General features: G+C 71.0%; 24 protein-coding genes. 11 read left to right on the top strand and 13 right to left on the bottom strand.

Annotation, left to right across the window (positions count from 1 at the left end; translation table 11 throughout):
• Positions 1-9 precede the first annotated feature (9 nt).
• Positions 10-699: a hypothetical protein gene (locus tag ACX25U_RS06865; protein ID WP_454389633.1), complete on the bottom strand. Its 690-nt coding sequence runs from the start codon at positions 697-699 to the stop codon at positions 10-12.
• An 823-nt stretch (positions 700-1,522) separates the two neighbouring features.
• On the opposite strand from ACX25U_RS06865, the gene ACX25U_RS06860 reads away from it, so the two are divergent.
• From ACX25U_RS06860 to ACX25U_RS06835, 6 genes are all read left to right on the top strand, one after another.
• On the top strand, positions 1,523-1,765 hold the full coding sequence (locus ACX25U_RS06860; RefSeq protein WP_454389632.1) for a hypothetical protein: 243 nt from the start codon (positions 1,523-1,525) through the stop codon (positions 1,763-1,765).
• A 285-nt stretch (positions 1,766-2,050) separates the two neighbouring features.
• Positions 2,051-2,941 (top strand): inositol monophosphatase family protein, encoded by an 891-nt coding sequence (locus ACX25U_RS06855; RefSeq protein ID WP_454389631.1) that lies wholly within the window; start codon positions 2,051-2,053, stop codon positions 2,939-2,941.
• 110 nt (positions 2,942-3,051) lie between these two features.
• Positions 3,052-4,461 carry a phytoene desaturase family protein gene (locus ACX25U_RS06850; RefSeq protein ID WP_454389630.1) on the top strand — a complete coding sequence of 470 codons (1,410 nt, stop codon included), beginning with the start codon at positions 3,052-3,054 and terminating at the stop codon, positions 4,459-4,461.
• Complete coding sequence (locus tag ACX25U_RS06845; RefSeq protein ID WP_454389629.1) at positions 4,458-4,970, top strand: O-acetyl-ADP-ribose deacetylase; 513 nt, start codon at positions 4,458-4,460, stop codon at positions 4,968-4,970. The genes ACX25U_RS06850 and ACX25U_RS06845 overlap by 4 nt, the downstream gene beginning before the upstream one ends.
• A 105-nt stretch (positions 4,971-5,075) precedes the next feature.
• Positions 5,076-6,605: an AlkA N-terminal domain-containing protein gene (locus tag ACX25U_RS06840; protein WP_454389628.1), complete on the top strand. Its 1,530-nt coding sequence runs from the start codon at positions 5,076-5,078 to the stop codon at positions 6,603-6,605.
• Between the two features lie 13 nt (positions 6,606-6,618).
• Entirely contained in the window at positions 6,619-7,137 is a 519-nt protein-coding gene (locus ACX25U_RS06835) for a methylated-DNA--[protein]-cysteine S-methyltransferase (RefSeq protein WP_454389627.1), read from the top strand.
• Here the strand turns inward: ACX25U_RS06835 and ACX25U_RS06830 are convergent.
• A complete protein-coding gene (locus ACX25U_RS06830) occupies positions 7,134-7,709 on the bottom strand; it encodes a Sir2 family NAD-dependent protein deacetylase (protein WP_454389626.1) in 576 nt (191 codons plus the stop codon). The genes ACX25U_RS06835 and ACX25U_RS06830 overlap by 4 nt on opposite strands.
• Before the next feature lie 308 nt (positions 7,710-8,017).
• Between ACX25U_RS06830 and ACX25U_RS06825 the strand changes: the two genes are divergently transcribed.
• Both ACX25U_RS06825 and ACX25U_RS06820 read left to right on the top strand, forming a co-directional pair.
• Positions 8,018-8,497 (top strand): hypothetical protein, encoded by a 480-nt coding sequence (locus tag ACX25U_RS06825; protein ID WP_454389625.1) that lies wholly within the window; start codon positions 8,018-8,020, stop codon positions 8,495-8,497.
• A 276-nt stretch (positions 8,498-8,773) separates the two neighbouring features.
• On the top strand, positions 8,774-10,846 hold the full coding sequence (locus tag ACX25U_RS06820; RefSeq protein WP_454389624.1) for a LysM peptidoglycan-binding domain-containing protein: 2,073 nt from the start codon (positions 8,774-8,776) through the stop codon (positions 10,844-10,846).
• A gap of 28 nt (positions 10,847-10,874) precedes the next feature.
• On the opposite strand, the gene ACX25U_RS06815 is transcribed toward ACX25U_RS06820, so the two are convergent.
• Positions 10,875-11,609 (bottom strand): SIR2 family NAD-dependent protein deacylase, encoded by a 735-nt coding sequence (locus ACX25U_RS06815; RefSeq protein ID WP_454389623.1) that lies wholly within the window; start codon positions 11,607-11,609, stop codon positions 10,875-10,877.
• Between the two features lie 84 nt (positions 11,610-11,693).
• Between ACX25U_RS06815 and ACX25U_RS06810 the strand changes: the two genes are divergently transcribed.
• Positions 11,694-11,894: a type II toxin-antitoxin system VapB family antitoxin gene (locus tag ACX25U_RS06810; protein WP_454389622.1), complete on the top strand. Its 201-nt coding sequence runs from the start codon at positions 11,694-11,696 to the stop codon at positions 11,892-11,894.
• Between the two features lie 14 nt (positions 11,895-11,908).
• On the opposite strand, the gene ACX25U_RS06805 is transcribed toward ACX25U_RS06810, so the two are convergent.
• Positions 11,909-12,400 (bottom strand): NUDIX domain-containing protein, encoded by a 492-nt coding sequence (locus tag ACX25U_RS06805; RefSeq protein WP_454389621.1) that lies wholly within the window; start codon positions 12,398-12,400, stop codon positions 11,909-11,911.
• A 184-nt stretch (positions 12,401-12,584) separates the two neighbouring features.
• Here ACX25U_RS06805 and ACX25U_RS06800 point away from each other — a divergent pair, with 184 nt between their 5' ends.
• Complete coding sequence (locus ACX25U_RS06800) at positions 12,585-12,806, top strand: hypothetical protein (RefSeq protein WP_454389620.1); 222 nt, start codon at positions 12,585-12,587, stop codon at positions 12,804-12,806.
• Between the two features lie 156 nt (positions 12,807-12,962).
• On the opposite strand, the gene ACX25U_RS06795 is transcribed toward ACX25U_RS06800, so the two are convergent.
• Positions 12,963-14,057: an ADP-ribosylglycohydrolase family protein gene (locus ACX25U_RS06795; protein ID WP_454389619.1), complete on the bottom strand. Its 1,095-nt coding sequence runs from the start codon at positions 14,055-14,057 to the stop codon at positions 12,963-12,965.
• A gap of 126 nt (positions 14,058-14,183) precedes the next feature.
• Between ACX25U_RS06795 and ACX25U_RS06790 the strand changes: the two genes are divergently transcribed.
• The gene (locus ACX25U_RS06790) at positions 14,184-15,335 is read left to right on the top strand and encodes a glycerate kinase (RefSeq protein WP_454389618.1); all 1,152 of its coding nucleotides are present in this window, start codon (positions 14,184-14,186) and stop codon (positions 15,333-15,335) included.
• A gap of 338 nt (positions 15,336-15,673) precedes the next feature.
• Here ACX25U_RS06790 and pssA read toward each other — a convergent pair whose 3' ends face one another.
• The 8 genes from pssA to ACX25U_RS06750 form a co-directional block, all read right to left on the bottom strand.
• Positions 15,674-16,495: a CDP-diacylglycerol--serine O-phosphatidyltransferase gene (gene pssA, locus ACX25U_RS06785; protein ID WP_454394140.1), complete on the bottom strand. Its 822-nt coding sequence runs from the start codon at positions 16,493-16,495 to the stop codon at positions 15,674-15,676.
• Positions 16,496-16,517: 22 nt separating this feature from the next.
• Complete coding sequence (locus tag ACX25U_RS06780; RefSeq protein ID WP_111004569.1) at positions 16,518-17,165, bottom strand: phosphatidylserine decarboxylase; 648 nt, start codon at positions 17,163-17,165, stop codon at positions 16,518-16,520.
• Between the two features lie 170 nt (positions 17,166-17,335).
• On the bottom strand, positions 17,336-18,541 hold the full coding sequence (locus ACX25U_RS06775) for an acyl-CoA dehydrogenase family protein (RefSeq protein ID WP_454389617.1): 1,206 nt from the start codon (positions 18,539-18,541) through the stop codon (positions 17,336-17,338).
• 3 nt (positions 18,542-18,544) lie between these two features.
• Positions 18,545-19,069, bottom strand: a complete 525-nt coding sequence (locus ACX25U_RS06770) for a MaoC family dehydratase (RefSeq protein ID WP_454389616.1) — start codon at positions 19,067-19,069, stop codon at positions 18,545-18,547.
• Between the two features lie 16 nt (positions 19,070-19,085).
• Positions 19,086-20,054, bottom strand: a complete 969-nt coding sequence (locus tag ACX25U_RS06765) for an HpcH/HpaI aldolase/citrate lyase family protein (protein WP_454389615.1) — start codon at positions 20,052-20,054, stop codon at positions 19,086-19,088.
• Positions 20,051-22,099 carry a protein meaA gene (locus ACX25U_RS06760; protein WP_454389614.1) on the bottom strand — a complete coding sequence of 683 codons (2,049 nt, stop codon included), beginning with the start codon at positions 22,097-22,099 and terminating at the stop codon, positions 20,051-20,053. Before ACX25U_RS06760 ends, ACX25U_RS06765 begins: the two co-directional genes overlap by 4 nt.
• A gap of 9 nt (positions 22,100-22,108) precedes the next feature.
• Positions 22,109-23,446 (bottom strand): crotonyl-CoA carboxylase/reductase, encoded by a 1,338-nt coding sequence (gene ccrA / locus ACX25U_RS06755; RefSeq protein ID WP_454394138.1) that lies wholly within the window; start codon positions 23,444-23,446, stop codon positions 22,109-22,111.
• A 433-nt stretch (positions 23,447-23,879) separates the two neighbouring features.
• The gene (locus ACX25U_RS06750) at positions 23,880-24,719 is read right to left on the bottom strand and encodes a TetR family transcriptional regulator (RefSeq protein ID WP_454389613.1); all 840 of its coding nucleotides are present in this window, start codon (positions 24,717-24,719) and stop codon (positions 23,880-23,882) included.
• Positions 24,720-24,810 lie beyond the last annotated feature (91 nt).

The following is a 24,810-nucleotide window of genomic DNA, read 5'->3' as shown; positions in this document are numbered from 1 at the left end:
GGAGGACGGTCAGCCCTTCCGGCCGTTCTCCAGCGCGGCCATCGCCTCCTTCGCGGCCTTGATGGCGCCCTTGTTGATCTCGTCCGTACTGGGGGCCTTCTTGGTCTCGAAGTCGCTGCCGTTGTACGTGATGGTCACGATCGCGTTGGAGGCGCGGGCGAGCACGACGCCCTCGCGGGTCTCCTGCTTGGCCTCGGTGGTGAGGTTCACGACGGAGTAGGCGCTGTCACCGAGGCCGGGCACCGCGCCGCCGCCGCTCTTGTCGGAGGTCCGCTGCTGGTACGACTTCCGCGCCGCGTCGTCCGAGGCCATGATCTCGAAGGACACGTCCAGCCAGCGGTAGTCGTAGCCCTTGAGCGCGTTCCAGGAGCAGGTGCGGCGGACGTCGGCGTCCGTCGAAGGGATCTCCTTGCCCGCCGTCTTGGCGCCCGGCACCAGGGACGTGATCGTCTTCGCGGAGATGCTGGTGCACGGCACCGGCGCGGTCGCGTACGTCTTGGACACCGCGGTCGACGAGGGGGCGGAGGGCTCGGAGGACGACTGGCCGTCGGCGCCGCGCGTCTGGTGCTGGGCCGCCTTGTTCTCGGCGGCGGGCGAGGCGGCGAACGGCCCGGACGTCAACGCCCAGCCCGCACAGGCGAGCACGACGACCGGACTCAGACGCGCGGTGAGCGCGAGCGGCAGAGGAAGTTCACGCACGGCGCACTTCTCGTGTGGGGGACGGACGCGGTGCGGAACAGGTCCACACCACGGACGGGACCACAGTGTCACACGAGTCTCTGTGCGACGGAAGCGGTACTCCGCTGCGTGGCCGCGCGGTTACGGACGCCCACTTCTGAAATACCCTATGCCTTTTATGTCCTGGCGAAGGATGGTGTTGCCGTCCCCGACGCCGGAGGCGGCCACGGTGCTCCCCTGGTTCACCACCGCTCTGCTGTCATGTCACAGGGCTCCGCAGCGGGGTACGCGATGTGTCTGTGAGCACCGCACGGCCGACATGGACAGGGCGGACGAGTACCATGCCGCAGCCATCGCAGGACTCGGACGGCACCGGTACGGCCCCGTCGCGGCCCGAGGATCCGTCCCGTATCGTGCTCCGGCCGCCGGCCGGCGGTCTGCCCCTGGGTTTCCTCGCCTTCGGCACGGGAAGCGTGCTGCTCGCCGCCGCGCAGCTGCACTGGGTGCCGCAGGCGGAGACCGAACCGCTGATGCTGATGCTGATGCTGATGCTGATGCTGATGCTGATGCTGCTGGTGCTGGTCCTCGTCGTACCCCTGGAGCTGCTCGCCGGAGTGCCGGCGTTCCTGGCCCGGGACGGTGGAGCCGCCGGTGCCCTGTCCGTACTGGGCTGCACCTGGGCGGGCGCCGCCCTCGTCGTGCTCGTGGGGCCGCCAGGAGTGCGCAGCCCGGTGCCGGCGGTCTTCCTGCTGACGGTCGCACCGCTGATCCTGGTGCTCTTCGTGACCTCGCTGCCCAGCAACCGCTGTTCGGCGTCCTGCTGCTGGTCGGGGCCTGCCGCTCCGTGCCGACCGGCGCCTACGGGGCGGGCGGGGCGCCGGCCCTGCAGACCGCGGCCGGGTGGGCCGGGGTGGCCCTGGGCGTGTTCGCGCTGTACGGCGGCCTGGCGCTGCTGCTGGAGGAGACGACCCGGCGCACCGTCCTGCCGCCGGCCCGACGAGGCCGGGCGCGCACTTCGCTCCAGGGTGACCTCGGACACCGGCTGGAACAGGCCGAGCGGGAGGCGGGCGTACGGCGACAGCTGTGAACGGCCGCGGTCACGGGCGTGGCCGCGGACCGCGTCCGGTGGCAGACCGACCGGAGACGGCGCTGACCAGACGTGCGCACAGGTCCCGCGGTTCGACGTTCCACGGACTCCAGCGGCCGCGAACCGGCGCGGAACGCAGGGCTACGCGGTCGGCCGGCGACCTGGCGCCGGCCGAGGCCCCGGCGGGGCTGTTCCCGGAGTGTTCGATGACGTTGTTCACGTCGATTCCGCCCGGAGTGCACCGGCCCGGCAGGGAATGTCAGTGGGGCATGTTCTCATGGAGGCATGATCGAAGAGACCGGAACCTGGGGGTCCCCCCTGCACGAAGCACTTGTCGGAGAGTTTCTCGCGCGTCACTCGGCCGACGTGGAGGAGGCGGTCCGCAAGGCGGCCGCGGCCGAGATCATGCCCCGCTTCCGCCGCCTGGCGGAGCACGAGGTCGACCAGAAGTCCGGGCCGCACGACCTGGTGACGGACGCCGACCGGCTGGCCGAGCGGTACCTCACGGACGCGCTCGGCGCCCTGTTGCCCGGCTCCGTCGTGGTCGGCGAGGAGGCGGTGCACGCCAACCCGGCGGTCTACGAGGCGCTCCGGGACGACGCCCCCGTCTGGATCGTCGACCCCGTGGACGGCACACGGCAGTTCGTGCACGGCGACCCCGGCTTCTGCACCCTGGTCGCGCTCGCCCGGCAAGGAGTCGTGCTGGCCTCCTGGACGTACGCACCGGCGCACGACCGACTCGCCACGGCGGTACGGGGTCAGGGCGCCTTCCTCGACGGCACCCCCCTGCGCTCCGGCACCCCCGAGCCGGGTCGCCCCCTCGAAGTCGCCACGTCCCACCCGGACTTCACGACCGACAAGCAGAAGCGTGCCCTGCTCGGCCTGCGGACGGACGGTGTCGCACCGCGCGCCTGCGGCTCGGCCGGCCTGGAGTACCTCGCCGTTGCCCGGGGCGAGTTGGACGCCACGGCCTTCTCCTGGGAGGCGGCCTGGGACCACGCGGCGGGCCTGCTGCTGGTCGAGGAGGCCGGCGGTGCCCAGCTGACCCTGACCGGCGATCGGTTCCGCCTCACGGGCGGGAACGCCCTGCCGTTCACGGCGGCACGGGACGCGGCGACGGCACGGCGGGTGACCGGGCTGCTGTCCGGCCCGGAGGGCCGCGCCCCCCTCTCCTGAGCGGGGACGCCCGTCCCCGGGCCCGCTGCCCGGCCCCGGCGTGTCGGTCCCGCGGCATATCCTGATCCCGAGTGGCCATCGGCTGACGAAGGAGCCCGAAGGTGCCGTCGATGCTCGATGCGGTCGTGGTGGGTGCGGGGCCGAACGGACTGACCGCTGCCGTGGAGCTCGCCCGCCGCGGCTTCTCCGTGGCCGTGTTCGAGGCGCGCGACACCATCGGCGGCGGCGCCCGCACCGAGGAGCTCACCCTGCCCGGCTTCCGGCACGACCCGTGCTCCGCCGCGCACCCCCTCGGCATCAACTCGCCCGCCTTCCGCGCCCTGCCCCTGGAGCGCTACGGCCTTCAGTGGCTGCACGCCGAGCTGCCCATGGCGCACCCCTTCCCGGACGGCACCGCGGCCGTGCTGTCCCGGTCGGTCGCCGAGACGGCCGCCTCCTTCGGACCGCGCGACGCGGGGGCGTACCGCAGGCTGGTGGAGCCGTTCCTGCCCAGGTGGGACACCCTGGCCCGCGACTTCATGTCGCTGCCCCTGACCGCGCTCCCACGCGACCCGGTCACCCTCGCCCGCTTCGGCCTGGTCGGCCTGCCCCCGTCCACATGGCTGATGCGCCGCTTCCGCGACGAGCGAGCCAAGACCCTCTTCGCCGGCCTCGTCGCCCACGTCATGGCCCCCCTCGGCGGCTTCGCCACCGGCGCCATCGGCCTGGTCTTCGCGCTGGCCGCGCACGCCCGCGGCTGGCCGGTCGCCCGCGGCGGCTCCCAGGCGATCTCCGACGCCCTCGCCGCGTACCTGAAGGACCTCGGCGGCGTCCTGCACACCGACTACGAGGTCAAGCGTCTCGACGACCTGCCGCCCGCGCGGGCGTACGTCTTCGACACCTCGCCCACCGCGCTGGCCCGCATCGCCGGCCTCGGCCGGTACTACGAGGGCTACCGGTACGGCCCCGGCGTCTTCAAGATCGACTACGCGCTGGACGGGCCGGTCCCGTGGACCGCCAAGGAGCCCCGCGTCGCCGGCACCGTACAGATCGGCGCGGACAGTGCCGAGATCGGCACCGCGCTGCGCGCCGCGTCCCGCGAGGGCCGGGCACCCGACCGGCCCTTCCTCATCACGGTCCAGCCCGGCGTCGCCGATCCGACCCGCGCCCCCGCCGGCAAGCAGGTCTTCTGGGTGTACGGCCATGTCCCCAACGGCTGGACCGGGGACCTCACCGACGCCGTGGAACGCCAACTGGAGCGCTTCGCCCCGGGTTTCCGCGACCGCGTGCTCGCCCGCGCCACCGCCGGCCCGCCCGAGATCGCCGCTCGCAACGCCAACTACGTCGGCGGCGACATCGCCTCCGGCGCGGCCTCCGGACTCCAGCTCCTGCTGCGCCCCAAACCGTCCCTCTTCCCGTACACCACCCCGCACCCGGCCGTCTTCATCTGCTCCTCGGCCACCCCGCCGGGCCCCGGAGTGCACGGCATGTCGGGGCACAACGCGGCGAAGGCCGTCTGGAGGAGGCTGCGGCAGACATGACCACCACCATCACCCTCGTCCAGGGCGACATCACCCGGCAGCGCGCCGACGCGATCGTCAACGCCGCCAACTCCTCCCTCCTCGGCGGCGGAGGCGTCGACGGCGCCATCCACCGTCGCGGCGGCCCCGCGATCCTCGCGGAGTGCCGCGCCCTGCGTGCCTCCCGCTACGGCAGCGGCCTGCCCACCGGCCAGGCGGTCGCCACGACGGCCGGCGAACTGGACGCCCACTGGGTGATCCACACCGTCGGCCCCGTCCACAGCCGCACCGAGGACCGCTCGCACCTGCTCGCTTCCTGCTACCACGAGTCCCTGCGCGTCGCCGACGAGCTCGGAGCACGGACGGTCGCCTTCCCCGCGATCTCCGCCGGCGTCTACCGCTGGCCGATGGACGACGCGGCCCGCATCGCGGTCGCGACCGTCACACAGACCGGGACCGCCGTCGAAGAGGTGCGGTTCGTGCTCTTCGACGGCGGGGCGTACGAGGCCTTCGCCGCGCAGGTCGGCTGACCGCGACGACCGGCCGCCGAAGGCGATGCCCGCCGCCCCAGGACACACGAGGCCCATGTCGGATTCCTGCCAGCCACGGCCCCGCCGGTGCCCGATGCTGGAGGCATGCAGAAGGGGATGCACACCCACCGCGAGCGCTGCGTGCGCGCCGTCCAGTCCAAGGACGCACGGTTCGACGGCTGGTTCTTCACCGCCGTCCTGACCACCCGCATCTACTGCCGGCCCAGCTGCCCGGTGGTGCCGCCCAAACCCGAGAACATGACCTTCTACCCGAGTGCGGCCGCCTGCCAGCAGGCCGGATTCCGGGCCTGCAAGCGCTGCCGCCCCGACACCAGCCCCGGCTCACCGGAGTGGAACCAGCGCGCCGACGCCGTGGCCCGCGCCATGCGGCTGATCGCCGACGGCGTCGTGGACCGCGAGGGCGTGCCCGGCCTCGCCGCCCGCCTCGGCTACAGCACCCGCCAGGTCGAACGCCAGCTCCTCGCCGAACTCGGCGCCGGCCCGCTCGCGCTCGCCCGGGCCCAGCGCGCCCAGACCGCCCGGCTGCTGATCGAGACGACCCCCCTGCCGATGGCGGAGATCGCCTTCGCCGCAGGCTTCTCCTCCATCCGCACCTTCAACGACACCGTGCGCGAGGTCTTCGCCCTGTCGCCCAGCGAACTGCGCGCCCGGAACCCGCGGCAGCCCACGGCGTCCGGCACGCCCCAGGGCACCCCCGGCGCCCTCTCCCTGCGCCTGCCGTTCCGTGCCCCGCTCAACCCCGACAACCTCTTCGGCCACCTCGCGGCCACCGCCGTACCCGGTGTCGAGGAGTGGCTCCCCCACTGCCTTGACGGCGTGGGAGGTATCCCCATCGGCGCCTACCGGCGCACCCTGCGCCTGCCCTACGGCCACGGCATCGCCGCGCTGACCCCGACACCGGACCACATCGCCTGCCGGCTCACCCTCAGCGACCTGCGCGACCTGCCCGTCGCCATCAGCCGCTGCCGGCGCATGCTCGACCTGGACGCCGACCCGGTCGCGATCGACGACCAGCTGCGCACCGACCCGGTCCTCGCGCCCCTGGTCGACAAGGCCCCCGGGCGGCGGGTGCCGCGCACCGTGGACGAGGCCGAGTTCGCCCTGCGGGCCGTACTCGGCCAGCAGGTCTCCACGGCCGCCGCCCGTACACACGCGGGCCGCCTGGCCGCCGCGTACGGCGAGCCGGTGGACGACCCCGAGGGCGGCCTCACCCATCTCTTCCCCGCCCCGGAGTCACTGGCCGCCCTCGACCCCGAGTCCTTGGCGATGCCCCGCACCCGCCGTACGACCCTGCTGACACTGGCCCGGCAACTCGCCGACGGAACCCTCCACCTGGGCGTGGAGAGCGACTGGGCGGAGACCCGTACCCGCCTCCTCGCCCTCCCCGGCTTCGGCCCCTGGACGGCCGACGTGATCGCCATGCGCGCCCTCGGCGACCCCGACGCCTTCCTCCCCACCGACCTCGGCATCCGCCGCGCCGCCCAGGAACTCGGCCTGCCGTCCACCCCGGCCGCCCTCACCGCCCGCGCGGCGGCCTGGCGGCCCTGGCGGGCGTACGCCGTGCAGTATCTGTGGGCGACCGACAGCCACCCCATCAACTTCCTTCCCGTATAAGGACGTCACGACGATGAAGCAGCACACCGTGATCGACAGCCCGTACGGCACCCTCACCCTCGTCGCCGACGACGGTGTCCTGTGCGGCCTGTACATGACCGACCAGCGCCACCGCCCGCCCCAGGAAACCTTCGGCATGGGGGTCCCCCCGCGTGAGCGAAGCCGAGCGTGGGGGAGCGACGACCGCCCCTTCGGCGAGGCCGTCGACCAGCTGAATGCCTATTTCGCGGGCGAGTTGAAGGACTTCACCCTCCCGCTGTGCCTGCACGGCACCCCGTTCCAGCGCAGCGTCTGGGACCAGCTGCGCAAGATCCCCTACGGCGAAACCCGCTCCTACGGCCAACTCGCCGCGGCTCTCGGCAACCCGGGCGCCTCCCGGGCGGTCGGCCTCGCCAACGGCAAGAACCCCATCGGCATCATCGTCCCCTGCCACCGCGTCATCGGCGCCGGCGGCAGCCTCACCGGCTACGGCGGCGGCCTGCCCCGCAAGCAGCGCCTGCTGGACTTCGAACGCGGAACGGCCCTCTTCTAGGCACCTTCCTCATCCCGCAGACCACGCAGCAGTGTGGGCAGGGCTGTGCCGATGGGGTCGCGGATGACCTCGTCGGCGCGGTCGTCGTACGGGGTCGGTTCGGCGTTGACGATGATGAGGCGGGCGCCGTGGGCGGCGGCGATGCCGGCGAGTCCGGCGGCGGGTTGGACCTGGAGGCTGCTGCCGACCGCGATGAACACGGTGCAGGCCTTGGTGATGGCGACCGCCTCGCCGAGTACTGCCGGGTCGAGGCGTTCGCCGAACATCACGGTGGCCGACTTCAGGATGCCGCCGCAGTCCCGGCAGGGCGGATCGTCCTCGCCGGCCTCGACCCGGGCGAGGGCGTCCTCCATCGGCCCGCGCGCCCCGCACCGTGTGCACACCACGCTGCGCACGCTGCCGTGCGGTTCCAGCACCTTGCGGGCGGGCAGCCCGGCGAGCTGGTGCAGGCCGTCCACGTTCTGCGTGATCACCCGGACCGGCACCCCGGCCCGCTCCGGCTCGGCCACGGGATCCTGCCGCCACAGCCCGTTGGGCCCGCAGTGGTCCGGAATGCCGGAGCCGCAAGGCATGGGTGGATGCAACACACCCTGCTCGAGGCTGAGACGCCGACGGCCTCGGCAGATCCGCTACCCCGTTGGCCTAACAGCAGTGGTGGTGCGCAACTGGCTGCGTCCAAGCTCGTACAGGGAATCCACGGTATGTGGGCGCCGAACTCGGTGGGATCGCCCACCGACATCCCGTCGGCCTCGGCCCCTTCGCGGCCTCACCCGGAGCTGTGCACGGTAGCCCGCGCCGTACGCACAACGGCTGCACGCCTGGGCGAACGCGGCCACAGTGCGGCACGGACAACGGTTCTTGCGACCGTCAGGAGGACGATGTGGCACTCACTGAGAGTGACCTGCTCAACGCCGGTGATGACGGCCTCGTGGAACTCTTCGGCACGAGCCCGGCCGGTGACATTCCCAAGGGTCCGCTGGAGGGCACCGGCATCGTGCGGTGGGGAGGAAGTTGGCTCGCCCGTCCCTTCGCCTGGCTGGTGCGCGTGGCCGTGTGGCGGGGCAAGGTCTTCGACCCCGAGGGCTATCTGAGCAACCGGATGACCTCATTTGACGTGCTCGCCATCCCGGCCCAGGTCTACAAGGGCCCGAGCCTGATGGACGAGCGGGAGTGCATCGTCATCGACTACTCCAGAATCTCCCTCGCCGCCTGCGGAGTACGCGACGAGATGCGCCAGGTCGGCCAGGGTCTGTATCTCGGTGTGGTCTGGCTGTACGGGCTCAGGGTCGGCTGGTTCGCGCTCAGGGTGCCGGAGGTCGACCGCACACTTCCTGGGGCCGGGGAAGCCGCAGCCGGATAGCCGCAGCGACGGGCCCGCACCGTCCCTGACCTGTCCGCGCCCGCCTCGGAAGGTGGCGTCGGACCGGCCCTGGAGGCGGCCTTGGGAGGAGTTTCGGGGACGCAGACCATGCCCTCCGCTCGGCCGCCCGAGCCGACTACTCCAGTGAAAGGTTCACCAGCCATGAGCTCTTCCGGCATATCCGTCCGCAGGCCGACATCCGCTGGTCGCCTCCGGAGGCGAAGGAGGAAGGGGCCCTCGCTGAGGGTTTCAGCCGCTGCGGCCATGGTTCTGGGCATGGCGAACGTCCCGGCCTCGTCGCTGAGTGCCGCGCCGGGCCCGCTGCACGGCACCGTCACGGGCTCGGGCAATCCGCTTCGGGGGGCTCAGGTCAGGCTTTTCGCCGGCTCTCGTTCAGGGGTCAGGGAACTGGGCCGCGCGACGACCGACGCCACCGGTTCCTTCGAAATCTCATACGCTCAGCCCGCGGCCGGAGTGCTGTACGTGGAGGCCACACCGGCCGATGCCCCCCGACTGCGACTGCGCTCCGTGGTGGCGGTCGGTGAGGGCGGCGCGGTTCCCGCACGCACGATGAGCCGGGTACGGGTCAACGAACTCACCACCGTCGCCGCCACCTACGCCCTGGCCCAGTTCAGCAGTCAACACGGTATCGACGGGCCGAGCCCGGGGCTGCAGAACGCCGCGGCGACAACGTTCAACCTCGTCGACCCGGCCACCGGCAAACCCGGCGGGGTGGTCACGAACGCCGACAACGGCAACACCAACGAAACCCTCGCCACCCTCAACACGCTCGCCAACATGGTCTCCCTCTGCGTGTCGGACACCACGCGGTGCGAGAGCCTGCTCCGGCTGGCAACACCTCCCGGCGGCACGGCTCCCCGAGACACCGTGCAGGCGGTGTTGAACCTGGTCCGCAACCCCACACTGTCCCCGGCAGGGCTCTACGGACTGGCGCGTACCTCGAACCACTACGCCCCGGCGCTCGCTGCGCCTCCCACGGCCTGGATACTGGCGCTGCGCTACACCGACACCAACCTGTACGCCCCCGGTCGCATCGCCTTCGACGCCAAGGGCAACGTCTGGGCGTCCAACAACTGGCTGCCCGGCACCCAGAAGCCCACCCCTTACGTCAGCGTGCTCGACCCGACGGGCCGCCCGATCCTGGGCAGCCCGATCCAAGGCGGCGGTATGAAGGGCGGTGACTGGGGCGCCGCCGTCGCCCCGGACGGCTCCGTCTGGATGAGCAGCTATGGAGGCAACTCGGTTGCGCATTACTCGGCCACCGGCAAACCGCTGTCGCCTCCCACGGGGTGGAAGAACGGCGGACTCATCCACCCGCAGGGAATCGCCGTGGACCAGCGGGGCAATGTGTGGATCGCGAACAACTACGGCCTGGAGACCGCACCGGGCCAGGGCAACGTGGTCGTCTACCCGCACGGTGACCCGTCCAAGGCGATCAAGATCACCGGCGGCGGCCTCAACCACCCGTTCGCCGTCCAGATCGACGGCTACGGGCGGGCCTGGGTCAGCAATGCCGGCCTGGGGGGCGCCCAGCTGGTGAACACACGCCTGGCGCCTCTCATAGGAAAGTTCGGCGGCAGCGTCACCGTGATCGGGCCGGACTTCAAGCCCACGGCGTCCTCGCCCATCCAGAGCAGCTCCTTCAAATGGCCCCTGGGCATCGCCATCGACTCCAAGAACAACGCCTGGCTCAACAGCTACGTCAACAGCGCGGTCACCCGACTCGCGCCCAACGGGACCGTCGCGGGCGTGTACAAACTGCCCGAGAAGACTCTCCCCTGGTCGGTGGCCGTCGACGGATCCGACCGCGTGTGGGTCGCCGGCTTCCTCACCCCGAGCGTGTGGGCGCTGTGCGGTGCCAACACCACCGCCTGCCCGCCCGGCAGTACCACCGGAACCATCCTGTCACCCCCGAAGGGCTTCCAGAACAAGGCGATCCAGCACCTCACCGCAGTGCAGATCGACCAGTCCGGCAACGTCTGGCTGGCCAACAACTGGTCGCACATCGTCCCACCCGCCGGCGGCACAGGGCTGGTGGAACTCATCGGACTCGCCACCCCGGTCTGCACGCCCCTCACCCCCGTCCCGACACGGCCCTCCCCAGCAACCCCCACCTCCTGCACCAATCAGACCGCGGCAACTGATCCGCCCACCGGAAAACAGACCGGAACCGGCACCGACCCCTACACCGTGCGGTCCGGGGACACCCTCAGCAGCATCGGCCGTACCCACGGCGAGTCCTGGTCGGCGCTGTACCGGAGGAACAAGACCGTCATCGGACGCGACCCGAACCTGATCACCCCGGGTCAGCGCCTCACCCTTCACTGAACACTCGTACGACCAGTAGCGGCGGCGCTCAGGAACCGGCCTCCCCAAGCAGGCGCAGCAGCTTGGGGAGGCCGGTCCCGATCGGCTCACGGATGACCTCGTCCGCCAGCTCGTCGTACGGGGTCGGGTCGGCGTTGACGATGATGAGGCGGGCGCCGTGGTCGGCCGCCACGCCCGCGAGTCCGGCGGCGGGCTGGACCTGGAGGCTGGTGCCGACGGCGATGAACACCTGACAGGCCTTGGTGATGGCGAGTGCCTCGCCGAGTACTGCCGGGTCGAGGCGTTCGCCGAACATGACGGTGGCGGACTTCAGGATGCCGCCGCAGTCCCGGCAGGGCGGGTCGTCCTCGCCGGCCTCGACCCGGGCGAGGGCGTCCTCCATCGGGCCGCGCGCATGACACTGCGTGCACACCACGCTGCGTACGCTGCCGTGCAGTTCCAGCACCTTGCGGGCGGGCAGCCCGGCGAGCTGGTGCAGGCCGTCCACGTTCTGCGTGATCACCCGGACCGGGACCCCGGCCCGCTCCAGCTCGGCCACGGCGCGGTGCGCGGCGTTCGGCTCGGCCTTGAGCGTGCGGTTCTTCCGCCGCATCTGCCAGGACCGCCGCCGGATCTCCGGGTCGCTCATGTAGTAGCCGTACGTCACGAGCTTCTCGGCCTCGGGATCCTTCCGCCACAACCCGTTGGGCCCGCGGTAGTCCGGAATGCCGGAGTCGGTGGAGATACCGGCGCCGCTCAGGATGGCGATGAGGGGCTTGGACATGGGACCGAGGGTAGGGCGGGGAGTCCGGGTGGGCGAACGGATATTCGTCCGCCCACCCGGGCCCCGCGGTGGTACCTTCCGCGCATGGCCAAGGTCACCGTGTCGCTCGACGCCGAACTCGTTGTGGAAGCGATGGTTCTCGCCGGGGTCGGCAGCCCGCAGGACGCCGTCGAGCTGGTCGTCCGCGACTACATCGAGCGCGGGCACCGTACGGAGGCCAGGGTCGCCGAGCGTGACGAGGCACTGCGCGAGGTGGACGTCGAACCGCGGAACGTCCAAGGGTGAACGGCTCGGAGTGATCAGCCGGGGCGGTGGCCGTTCTCCAGTTCCACCGGGCCCGTGCCGTCGGCCAGGACGTCGAGGGCGGTCAGGACGCGGCGGCCGGTGGCGCTCGGCAGGTGGGTGGTGAGTTCGTCGCGGGGGACCAGGCGCCAGGACAGCAGCTCCTCCTCCTGCAGGCGGATCGCCTTGAGGTCGTCGTCGGTGAGGACACCGCCGTCGTAGATGTACGCCACCAGCGGCGGGCGTCCGGTGCCGGGCACCCAGTCGACCGCGAGGAGCGGGCCGAGCTCGCGGTCGAGGCCGATCTCCTCCAGCGTCTCGCGGCGCGCGCCCTGGCGCGGGGTCTCGCCGTCGTCGGACTCGACGGTGCCGCCCGGCAGCGCCCAGCCCTCGCGGTAGTTGGGCTCGACGAGGAGCACCCGGCCCCGCGCGTCACGGAAGAGGGCGGCGGCAGCGGCGAGGACGCGGGGGAGCCCGGCGATGTACGTGGCGTAGTCGGGAGTGGTCATCCAGGAAGGGTAACCAGGCGCAGGGTCCGGTCCCCCGGTTCGGGCCCTTCCGCCGCCGCGAACAGTGAGCGTGATGGTGCTCGTGGAGTCGCTGTTGCCAGAGCCGCCTGCCGTGATGCGTGCGCCTGGAACAGCGAGGAGAATGGACGAGGTACTCGAAATCAAAGCGGAAAGGGAGCCAGTCATGCGACGTCGATTCACACGCGCTCTGGCCACCGGCATCGCCGCGGGTGTCATGGCAAGCGGCGCAGCCGTGGCATCCGTGGGCACCGCCTCCGCGGCGCCCAGTACGAGCCACAGCTCGTACGTGACCGCGCACCACTGCCACAAGGTCAAGGGGCACTACGAGACCCGCAACGGCAAGAGGGTGTGGGTCACGGCACACAAGGTCTGCACCAAGAGGTGACCGCGGGGTTGGACCCGGTCACCAGCGAAACGGCCCCCTCGCCTTCGGCGAAGGGGCCTTCGTCCGTCCCGGGCGGTGCCGGTCGAGTGCGACAGCCGGGGGCGGGTCACCTTTCAGCGGCCGGCAGAGGACAGACGCCCGCCGACGGTCTCGCCCCTACGTCCCGGCCCGCGCCAGGCGGAGCGTGCGGTCCGCCAGTTCGGTGATGCGTACGCCGTCGAAGCCGAAGACCGCGCTGCGGACCGTGTTTTCCAAGGGGTCCTTCCACTGGGCGGGGATGGCGTCGGCGCCCGTCAGGACGCCGGCGACCGAGCCGGCCGTCGCACCGTTGGAGTCGGTGTCCAGGCCGGCGCGGACGGTGAGTGCGATGGTGCGGGTGAAGTCGCCGTCGCCGTAGAGGAGGCCGGCCGTGATGGCGGCGGCGTTCGGGACGGTGTGGATCCAGCCGAGGCCCGCGGTCTCGTCCGCGAGCGTGGTCAGGGCGTCCTCCCAGGACATGCGCGCCTCGTGCAGGGAGATTGCGCGGCGGACCGTGCGGGCCAGGCGGCTGCTCGCCGGGATCACCGTGAGCGCGGTGTCGACGGCGGTGCGGACGGTCGGGGCGGTGAAGGCCGCCGCGATCAGGGCCGCCGCCCACTGGGCGCCGTAGACGCCGTTGCCGGTGTGGGACAGCACCGCGTCGCGGCGGGCGAGGGTGGCGGCGCGGCGTGGGGCGTCGGGGCTGGTCCAGCCGTAGACGTCGGCGCGGATCAGGGCGCCGATCCACTCCTGGTACGGGTTGTCGTACGTGGCCGTCAGGGGCGGCTTGAGTCCGTTGGCCAGATTGCGGTACGCCGCTCGCTCCGCGGTGAACGTCTGCAGGTACGGCAGCCGCAGCAGCCACAGGTCGCCGACCTGCTCGGTGCTGAAGCCGAAGCCGTGCGTCTCCAGGAGGTCCAGGCCGAGGATCGCGTAGTCGATGTCGTCGTCGCGGCAGCTGCCGTGGATACGGCCGCGGACGCAGCCGCGCCACTCGGGGCGCAGGTCCGGGCCGTCCTCGTCGCCGGCGAGTGGTTCGGGCAGATAGTCGGTGAGCGGCAGCGCGGCCGTCTTGCGCAGGTAGCGGTCGATGCGGTCGCGCGTCCACACCTCGCCCTGCTCGACCGGCTTGCCGAGCATGTTGCCCGCGATACGGCCCAGCCAGCCGCCGAGGATGCGGTCGGCGAGCTCCGCCTCGGTGCCCACGGTGCCCACGGTGCCTATAGGGGTCATAGGGACGGTCTACCCGATTCCGGGGGCGGTCGCGCGGGACATGACGGTGGGGGCCGTCGCCGGTTAGGGTCGCAGCGGCGCGGCCGGCCCTGACGTGCGGGGCCCGGAGAGCGAGGGGATGACGAGGTGGCGGACGCTGCAGTGCACGGCACCCGCGGGGTGCTGATTGCCGCGGACAAGTTCAAGGGGTCGCTGACGGCCGTGCAGGTGGCCGATCGCGTGACGGCCGGACTGCGGCGGGTCGTGCCGGACCTGGAGGTGGAGGCGCTGCCGGTGGCCGACGGCGGCGACGGGACCGTGGACGCGGCGGTCGCGGCGGGGTTCGAGCGCCGGGAGGTACGGGTCACGGGTCCCCTCGGGGACGAGGTGACGGCCGCGTTCGCGCTGCGCGGCGACACGGCGGTCGTGGAGATGGCCGAGGCCAGTGGGCTGCAGCGGCTGCCGACGGGCGTGTTCGCGCCGCTCACGGCGTCCACGTACGGCTCCGGGGAGCTGCTGCGGGCCGCGCTGGACGCGGGCGCGCGGACGATCGTGTTCGGCGTCGGCGGGAGCGCGACGACGGACGGGGGCGCGGGGATGCTGTCCGCGCTCGGGGCGCGGTTCCTGGACGCGGACGGGGAGCCGGTTCCGCCCGGCGGCGGGGGACTGGCCGAGCTGGTCGACGCGGACCTGTCCGGACTGGACCGGCGGCTGGGCTCCGTCGAGCTCGTGCTCGCCGGCGACGTCGACAATCCGCTGACCGGGCCGAAGGGCGCGGCGGCGGTCTACGGGCCGCAGAAGGGCGCCTCGCCGGACGACGTGGAGACGCTGGACGCGGCGCTCGCGCACTTCGCGAAGGTGCTGGAGGGAGCGGTCGGTGCGCGGGCGGCGGAGTACGTGGTGTCGCCCGGCGCGGGGGCGGCGGGTGGTATCGGATACGGGGCGCTGCTGCTCGGCGCGCGCTTCCGGGCCGGTATCGCGGTCATGCTCGATGTGCTGGGCTTCGCCCCGGCTCTGCGGCGGGCCTCGCTGGTGATCACCGGTGAGGGCTCCCTGGACGAGCAGACCCTGCACGGCAAGGCCCCGGCGGGCGTCGCGGCGGCCGCGCGCGCCGCGGACAAGGAGGTCGTCGCGGTCTGCGGCCGGCTGGCCCTCGCGCCGGAGGTCCTGGGCCACGCCGGCATCCGCCGGGCCTACGCCCTCACCCAGGTCGAGCCGGACGTCTCCCGGTGCATCGCGGACGCCGGCCCCCTCCTGGAACGGCTGGCCGAGCAAATCGCCCGGGACTTCTTGCTCTGACGGACACCTTGCCCACCCACCTGCCCGACTCGGTGGGTGAAGGTGACCGTTCCCTGGGCTCCGCCCCAGACCCCGGCGGGGACTGCGTCCCCTGCACCCTTGCCGGGCTCCGCCCCTCGCATCCCTTGCGGGCTGCGTCCGTGACTCCGGTGGCACCCTTGGGCCCCGACACGCCCTTGGCCCCGCTCGTCGTACGCCTCGGAGCCGGGCCGTCCGGTGGTTGCCGTACCAGGAGCCCTGTCCGAGCCGTACTGCTGACGGCTTCCGTCCTCACGTCGAAGGGCCCCGAACCGCTTCACGGTTCGGGGCCCTTCGACGGCGTACGACGCAGCGGAGCGCTACGGCAGCTGCGCTGCCCGCGCCTCGCGGCGGTTGTCGCGGAAGTTGTTCACTCGGCGGGCCGTGGCGAACAGGGGGATCACCGCGCCCATGACCAGTTGCAGGGCGCAGCCGGTCTGGAGGAGGAGCTGGCCGCTCGGGGCGTCGAAGGCCCAGGCTGCCAGGAGGCCCATGGACAGGACGATCCAGGAGAGCATGGCCACCGCGAGGCGGCCGCGCGGCTTCGGGTACTCCACCCGGCTCACCATCAGCCACGCGGTGCCGAGGATCGCCAGCAGCGTCGCCACGAAGGGCAGCTCCAACAAGACGATGGAGACCACCGTCAACGCGCCGAAGGGTGATGGCATGCCCTGGAACATGCCGTCCTTCAACGTCACGCACGAGAAACGCGCGAGTCGTAGGACCACCGCCAGCAGCACCACGATCGCGCCCAGTGCCGCCACCCTCTGGTGGGCGTCGTCCGCGACCATGCCGTAGACGAGGACGAAGTACGCCGGGGCCAGGCCGAAGCTGATCAGGTCGGAGAGGTTGTCCAGCTCCGCGCCCATGGGAGAGGAGCGCAGCTTCCTCGCGACCAGGCCGTCGAACAGGTCGAAGATCGCCGCGCACAGCATCAGGATGACCGCCGTGGCGGCGCTGTGCCGGGCCATGCCCGCCGAGTCGTCGCTGCCGGTCAGGTGCGGGATCAGGATGCCGGTGGTGGTGAAGTACACCGCCATGAAGCCGCACGTGGCGTTGCCCAGGGTGAGGGTGTCCGCTATCGACAGGCGCAACGAGAGGGGCATCTCCTCCTCTTCGTCCACCCCGTCGGATTCGGGCACCCAGCCCGCCTGGGTCTCGGGATCAATCACGGTCAAGGCGAGTCACCCCAGCCACGGTCTTCTGGCCGACTTCGACCGCGACCTCCACACCCTCGGGCAGGTACAGGTCGACGCGCGAGCCGAAGCGGATCAGACCGATCCGCTCGCCCTGCTCGACCTTCGTGCCCGACGGGATGTACGGGACGATGCGGCGGGCCACCGCGCCGGCGATCTGGACCATCTCGATGTCGCCGAGCTCGGTGTCGAAGTGCCAGACGACCCGCTCGTTGTTCTCGCTCTCCTTGTTGAACGCCGGAACGAACCCGCCGGGGACGTGCTCGACCGACGTGACCGTGCCGGCGAGCGGGGCACGGTTGACGTGGACGTTCAGCGGGCTCATGAAGATCGCGACGCGGGTGCGGCCGTCCTTCCACGGCATGATGCTCTGCACCACACCGTCGGCGGGCGAGATGACCCTGCCCTGGGCGATCTCGCGCTCGGGGTCGCGGAAGAACCACAGCATCCCCGCCGCGAGCGCGGTGGCGGGGACGGCTACGGCCTTGGCGGCACCCGAGCGGCGGGCGCGGACCAGGCTGACGGCTGCGGTGGCGACGGTCGGAAGGAGCCACGGCGATGCTCCGCGCGCGAGGCGGATCCGGCCGCTGGGTGCAGAGGTTTGGCTGTGGGGCATGGATGACCTTCGTAGCGGATGATGCCGCGCTTTCGACGGGGGACGGCGGCTTTCCGCGATCGTAGCGGTTAAGGGCCACAACTGGGTAAGCCGAGCTGTCGAGTCGGCGGCCGAAGACCGCTGACGGGGTGTGATCTTCTTCTCGAAGAAAACACCCCGTACGCGGACATTCAGCCCTGGAAGCGGTACTCTTCGAGGAGCCTGCGGCCGATGATCATTTTCTGGATCTCGGCGGTGCCTTCGCCGATGAGCAGCATCGGGGCCTCGCGGTAGAGGCGCTCGATCTCGTACTCCTTGGAGAAGCCGTAGCCGCCGTGGATGCGGAAGGCGTCCTCCACGACCTCCTTGCAGTACTCGGAGGCCAGGTACTTCGCCATGCCGGCCTCGAGGTCGTTGCGCTGACCGGAGTCCTTCTTGCGTGCGGCGTTCACCATCATCGCATGCGCCGCCTCGACCTTGGTCGCCATCTCCGCCAGCTTGAACTGGATGGCCTGGTGCTGGGCGATCGGCTTGCCGAAGGTGTGGCGCTGCTGGGCGTACTGCACGCCCAGCTCGAAGGCGCGCTGGGCGACGCCGCAGCCGCGGGCGGCGACGTTGACGCGGCCGACCTCGACGCCGTCCATCATCTGGTAGAAGCCGCGGCCGGTGACGCCGCCGAGCACCCGGTCGGCCGGGACGCGCAGCCCGTCCATGATCAGCTCGGTGGTGTCGACGCCCTTGTAGCCCATCTTGTCGATCTTGCCCGGGATGGTCAGGCCGGGACGGACCTCACCGAAGCCGGGCTCCTTCTCCACCAGGAAGGTCGTCATGGACTTGTGGGGCGCGGTGCCCTCGGGGTGACCCTCGTCACTGCGGACCAGGACCGCGACGAGGGAGGAGGTGCCGCCGTTGGTCAGCCACATCTTCTGGCCGGCCAGGACGTACTCGTCGCCGTCCTTCACCGCCTTCGACGTGATCGCCGAGACGTCCGAGCCCAGGGCCGGCTCGGACATCGAGAACGCGCCCCGGATGTCACCGAGTGCCATCTTCGGCAGGAAGTAGTCCTTCTGCTCCTGCGTGCCGTGCTGCTTGAGCATGTACGCCACGATGAAGTGCGTGTTGATGATGCCGGACACCGACATCCAGCCGCGGGCGATCTCCTCCACGCACAGCGCGTACGTCAGCAGCGACTCGCCCAGCCCCCCGTACTCCTCGGGGATCATCAGACCGAACAGGCCCAGCTCCTTCAGGCCGTCCACGATCGCTTGCGGGTACTCGTCGCGGTGCTCCAGCTCGGTCGCGACCGGGATGATCTCTTTGTCGACGAAGTCCCGGACGGTGGAGACGATCTCCTGCTGGACGTCGGTCAGACCGGCGGTCTGGGCGAGTCGGGCCATGGCCTACTTCTCCGTCTTTTCCGTAGGTGCGTTCAGTTCCGGGCGGCCGGGCTGCTCGCCGCCGCGCTCCTTGATGTACGTCTCGGTCGGCACCATCACCTTGCGGCGGAAGGTGCACACGAGCGTGCCGTCCTGCTTGTAGCCCCTGGTCTCGACGTAGACGATCCCGCGGTCGTTCTTCGACTTCGACGGCCACTTGTCCAGCACCGTCGTCTCGCCGTAGATCGTGTCGCCGTGGAAGGTCGGCGCCACGTGCTTGAGCGACTCGATCTCCAGGTTGGCGATCGCCTTGCCGGAGATGTCCGGGACGGACATGCCGAGCAGAAGGGAGTAGATGTAGTTCCCGACGACGACGTTCCTGCCGAAGTCCGTCGTCTTCTCCGCGTAGTTGACGTCCATGTGGAGCGGGTGGTGGTTCATGGTGAGGAGACAGAACAGGTGGTCGTCGTACTCCGTGACCGTCTTGCCCGGCCAGTGCTTGTACACCGCCCCGACCTCGAACTCCTCAAAGGTGCGTCCGAACTGCATGCCGCTCAGGGCCTTTCTAGTCGGTGGGCATCTCGAACTTGCTGGTGCGCCGCATGCCGGCCGCGCGTCCCTTGCCCGCGATGACCAGCGCCATCTTGCGGCTGGCCTCGTCGATCATCTCGTCGCCGAGCATCGCCGAGCCCTTCTTGCCGCCCGCCTCGGACGTGCAGTACTCGTACGCGTCCAGGATGAGCTCGGCGTGGTCGTAGTCCTCCTGGGAGGGCGAGAAGACCTCGTTGGCGGCGTCGACCTGGCCGGGGTGCAGCACCCACTTGCCGTCGAAGCCGAGCGCGGCGGCGCGGCCGGCCACCTCGCGGAAGCCGTCGACGTTGCGGATCTGCAGGTAGGGGCCGTCGATCGCCTGGAGGTCGTTGGCGCGGGCGGCCATCAGGATCTTCATCAGGATGTAGTGGTAGGCGTCCGCCGGGTAGCCGGGCGGCTGCTCGCCCACGACGAGCGACTTCATGTTGATCGACGCCATGAAGTCGGCCGGGCCGAAGATGATCGTCTCCAGGCGGGGGGAGGCCTGCGCGATCTCGTTGACGTTGTTCAGGCCCCGGGCGTTCTCGATCTGCGCCTCGATGCCGATCCGGCCGACCTCGAAGCCCATGGTCTTCTCGATCTGGGTCAGCAGCAGGTCCAGCGCGACGACCTGGGAGGCGTCCTGCACCTTCGGCAGCATGATGCAGTCGAGGTTCGGGCCGGCGCCCTCGACGACCGTCACGACGTCCCGGTACGTCCACTCGGTCGTCCAGTCGTTGACGCGGACCACCCTGGTCTTGCCCGTCCAGTCGCCCTCGTTGAGGAACTTGACGATGGTGTGCCGCGCCTCCGGCTTGGCGAGCGGCGCGCACGCGTCCTCCAGGTCCAGGAAGACCTGGTCGGCGGGCAGGCCCTGCGCCTTCTCCAGGAAGCGGGGGTTCGAGCCCGGTACGGCCAGGCAGGAGCGCCGCGGGCGAAGGCGGTTGACGGGCGTGGTCGTCATGCGGGGACCTCCAGGGGGTCGAGCTTGTTTGCGTTGCGGATCTCGTCGACGATACGGCCGATGATCCCGGTGATGTCGAAGTCCTTCGGGGTGAAGACCGCGGCCACTCCCGCGGCCCTGAGCTGCTCGGCGTCGCCGCTCGGAATGATCCCGCCGGCGATCACCGGGATGTCGGCCGCGCCGGCCTCGCGCAGCCGCTCCAGCACGTCCGGCACCAGCTGGGCGTGCGAGCCGGAGAGGATGGACAGGCCCACCGCGTGCACGTCCTCGGCGAGGGCCGCGTCCACGATCTGCTCGGGGGTGAGCCGGATGCCCTGGTAGACCACCTCGAAGCCGGCGTCACGGGCCCGTACGGCGATCTGCTCGGCGCCGTTGGAGTGGCCGTCCAGGCCCGGCTTGCCGACCAGGAAGCGCAGCTTGCCCACGCCGAGGTCCCGGGCGGTGGCGTCCACCTTGCGGCGCACCTCGGACAGGGCCGAGCCCTCCTCGGCGGTCACGGCCACCGGCGCGGACGACACACCGGTCGGCGCCCGGAACTCGCCGAACACCTCGCGCAGCGCCCCGGCCCACTCTCCGGTCGTGACACCCGCGCGGGCGCACTCCAGGGTGGCCTCCATGAGGTTGTCGGTGCTCTTGGCGGCCTCCTTCAGCCGCTCCAGCGCCTTGCACGGGCGCGGGTGGTTGAAGGGCGGCTGGTACCGCGTGTCGCGCCAGTTCCGCAGCGAGGCGATCACGCGCGCCTCGACCGCCGGGTCGACCGTCTGGATCGCGGTGTCCAGGTCGGCCGTGAGCGGATTCGGCTCGGTGCCCTCGAATATGTTGACGCCGACGATCTTCTCCTGGCCGGACTCGATCCGGGCCCGGCGCTCGGCGTGCGAGGCGACCAGCTGCGACTTCAGGTAGCCGGACTCGACGGCGGCCAGCGCGCCGCCCAGTTCCTGGATGTGGTCGATCTCGGCGAGCACCGCCTCGACCAGCTCGTCCACCTTCGCCTCGATCACCTTCGAGCCCTCGAAGATGTCGTCGTACTCCAGCAGATCGGACTCGTACGCCAGCACCTGCTGGATGCGCAGCGACCACTGCTGGTCCCAGGGCCGGGGCAGACCCAGCGCCTCGTTCCAGGCCGGCAGCTGCACGGCACGCGCGCGTGCGTCCTTGGAGAGGGTCACGGCCAGCATCTCAAGGACGATCCGCTGGACGTTGTTCTCCGGCTGGGCCTCGGTCAGGCCGAGGGAGTTGACCTGGACGCCGTAGCGGAAGCGGCGGTGCTTGGGGTTCTCGATGCCGTACCGCTCACGCGTGATCCTGTCCCAGATGCGGCCGAACGCCCGCATCTTGCACATCTCCTCGACGAAGCGGACGCCCGCGTTCACGAAGAAGGAGATGCGGCCCACCACGTCGCCCATGCGCTCCTGCGGCACCTGGCCGGAGTCCCGTACGGCGTCGAGGACGGCGATCGCGGTGGACATCGCGTACGCGATCTCCTGCACCGGAGTGGCGCCCGCCTCCTGCAGGTGGTAGCTGCAGATGTTGATCGGGTTCCACTTGGGGATGTGGGAGACCGTGTACGCGATCATGTCCGTCGTCAGGCGGAGGCTCGGCCCCGGCGGGAAGACGTGCGTGCCGCGGGACAGGTACTCCTTGACGATGTCGTTCTGGGTCGTGCCCTGGAGCTTGGTGATGTCCGCGCCCTGCTCCTCGGCGACGACCTGGTAGAGCGCCAGCAGCCACATGGCCGTGGCGTTGATCGTCATCGAGGTGTTCATCTGCTCCAGGGGGATGTCCTGGAACAGCCGGCGCATGTCACCCAGGTGCGCGATCGGCACGCCGACCCGGCCGACCTCGCCGCGGGCGAGGATGTGGTCGGAGTCGTAGCCGGTCTGCGTCGGCAGGTCGAAGGCCACCGACAGACCGGTCTGGCCCTTGGCGAGGTTGCGCCGGTACAGCTCGTTGGACGCCTCGGCCGTGGAGTGACCGGCGTACGTCCGCATGAGCCACGGCCGGTCCTTCTCCCTCCGCTCTCCGGAGGGCTGACGCTCGCTCATGTACGCCTCTCAGATGTTCCGGAAGCGGTTGATGGCGTCGATGTGCTTGGCGCGCATCTCCTCGTCGCGCACGCCCAGGCCCTCCTCGGGGGCCAGGCACAGCACGCCGACCTTGCCCTGGTGCAGGTTGCGGTGCACGTCGTACGCCGCCTGCCCGGTGTCCTGAAGGGAGTAGACCTTGGACAGCGTCGGGTGGATCTTGCCCTTGGCGATGAGGCGGTTGGCCTCCCAGGCCTCGCGGTAGTTGGCGAAGTGCGAGCCGATGATCCGCTTCAGGGACATCCACAGGTAGCGGTTGTCGTACTCGTGGTTGTAGCCCGAGGTGGAGGCGCAGGTGACGATGGTGCCGCCCTTGCGGGTGACGTACACCGAGGCACCGAAGGTCTCGCGGCCGGGGTGCTCGAAGACGATGTCGACGTCCTCGCCGCCGGTGAGCTCGCGGATGCGCTTGCCGAAGCGCTTCCACTCCCTGGGGTCCTGGGTGTGCTCGTCCTTCCAGAACTTGTAGTCCTCGGCGGTGCGGTCGATGATCGCCTCGGCGCCCATGGACCGGCAGATGTCCGCCTTCTGCTCGCTGGAGACGACACAGATGGGGTTGGCACCGCCGGCGAGGGCGAACTGCGTGGCGTAACTGCCGAGGCCGCCGCTCGCGCCCCAGACGAGCACGTTGTCGCCCTGCTTCATGCCGGCGCCGTTGCGCGACACCAGCTGGCGGTACGCGGTGGAGTTGACCAGGCCCGGGGCCGCGGCCTCCTCCCAGCTGAGGTGGCCGGGCTTCGGCATCAGCTGGTTGGACTTCACCAGGGCGATCTCGGCGAGGCCGCCGAAGTTGGTCTCGAAGCCCCAGATGCGCTGCTCGGGGTCGAGCATCGTGTCGTTGTGGCCGTCGGACGACTCCAGCTCGACGGACAGGCAGTGCGCGACGACCTCGTCACCGGGCTTCCAGGCGTTGACGCCGGGGCCGGTGCGCAGGACGACGCCCGCGAGGTCGGAGCCGATGATGTGGTACGGCAGGTCGTGGCGCCTGGTGAGCTCGCTGAGCCTGCCGTAGCGCTCCAGGAAGCCGAAGGTCGGCAGCGGCTCGAAGATCGAGGTCCACACCGAGTTGTAGTTGACCGAGGAGGCCATGACGGCCACCAGGGCCTCGCCCGGGCCGAGTTCGGGCAGCGGCACGTCGTCGAGGTGGATCGACTTGCGCGGGTCCTTGTCGCGGGTGTCGAGCCCCGCGAACATCTCCGTCTCGTCCTTGTGCACGGTGATCGCGCGGTACGACTCGGGGAGCGGCAGAGCGGCGAAGTCCTCCGACGTGGAGTCGGGCGACTGGATCGCGTCCAGGATGTCCTTCACGGTCACGGTGTTGCCTCCGGCGATGAGCGCCCTGAGGGAGGGGCGCTGAGGGTTACGTCGGTGGTGCTGAGGATCGGGTGAGGGTGTGCCGTCGGTTCGGCTGGTGGAGCTTCGGCGGCGCTTTGTGGCGCGGGAGGGTGCCTGTGACGCAGGCGTCCGGGCGAGCAGGCCAGTCCTGGCTTGCTGGGACAGCCGGCGTGCGTACGGTCTCTGCACGCCGGCCGCCCGGACACCTTCAACGTATGACACCGCGTGTCACCCCGCAAGGCACTGAGTGCCAGAATTTTCGCTCAGGCGAAATCTTTACGTAACAAATGAGCGATGATCGATCGAATCGCCCTTCAAAGGCGGACGAAAAGATGCTCTGACACGCCAAAACGGCCACCCCGTGGGGTGGCCGTTGTCACACAGCGCGCAGCGCGGCGGAAGGCTCTCAGCGGCCCTTCAGTGCCTCCTCGATGGTCCGCATGACCTCCTCCAGCGGAGCGTCGGTGCGGGCGACCGTCACCAGGACCTCGCCCTGCCGGCTCACCGCCGCGGAGGGACCGCCGGCGGGCGCCGACGACGCCGTGGAGCGGCCGGCCCCGATCCCGCTGCCGAAGGTCCTGCGGACGATCGCGAAGGCGTGGTCCAGCTGCGCCTCCACGTCCCCCTGGCCGTCCGCCCGCAGCCAGCGCCGCAGCACGTGGTTGTGCGCGGTGACCACGGCCGAGGCGGCGACCTCCGCGAGCAACGGATCGTCGTTCGCGTCGTCGGCGTGCGCGCGCTCGTCGAAGTGGCCCAGCAGATAGCGCGTGAACAGTCGCTCGTAGCGGGCCACCGAGGCGATCTCCGCCTCGCGCAGCGTGGGGACCTCACGGGTCAGCCTGTAGCGGGCGACCGAGATGTCCGGTTGCGCCGCGTACATCTTCATGACTTCCTTGATGCCCCGGCACACCGTGTCGAGCGGGTGCTCGTGCGCGGGGGCGGCATTGAGGACCGCCTCTGCGCGGATCAGGGTGTCGTCGTGGTCCGGGAAGATCGCCTCTTCCTTGGAGCGGAAGTGACGGAAGAAGGTGCGGCGGGCGACCCCGGCCGCCGCGGCGATCTCGTCGACCGTGGTCGCCTCGTACCCCTTGGTCGCGAACAGCTCCATCGCGGCGGCCGCCAGCTCCCGGCGCATCTTGAGCCGTTGGGCGGCCGCGCGAGAGCCCGCGGCGCTCTCCGGCGCGTCGGGCGTGGCTGGTGTACGTGAGGACTTGGCGGGCTGGGACATGACCCGAACGTACTGCATCCGTGCAGGGTGGCGCGCCTGTCCCCGCTTCCCCCCGTCCTCGGCGGGCGGGGGAGCGGCCGCCGGGTCCAGCAGACCGCCCCACTCCCGC

Source organism: Streptomyces sp. JNUCC 63 (assembly GCF_054366325.1).
The sequence above is the reverse complement of the archived record's forward strand: the minus strand, read 5'-3'. Positions and strand labels throughout refer to the sequence as shown.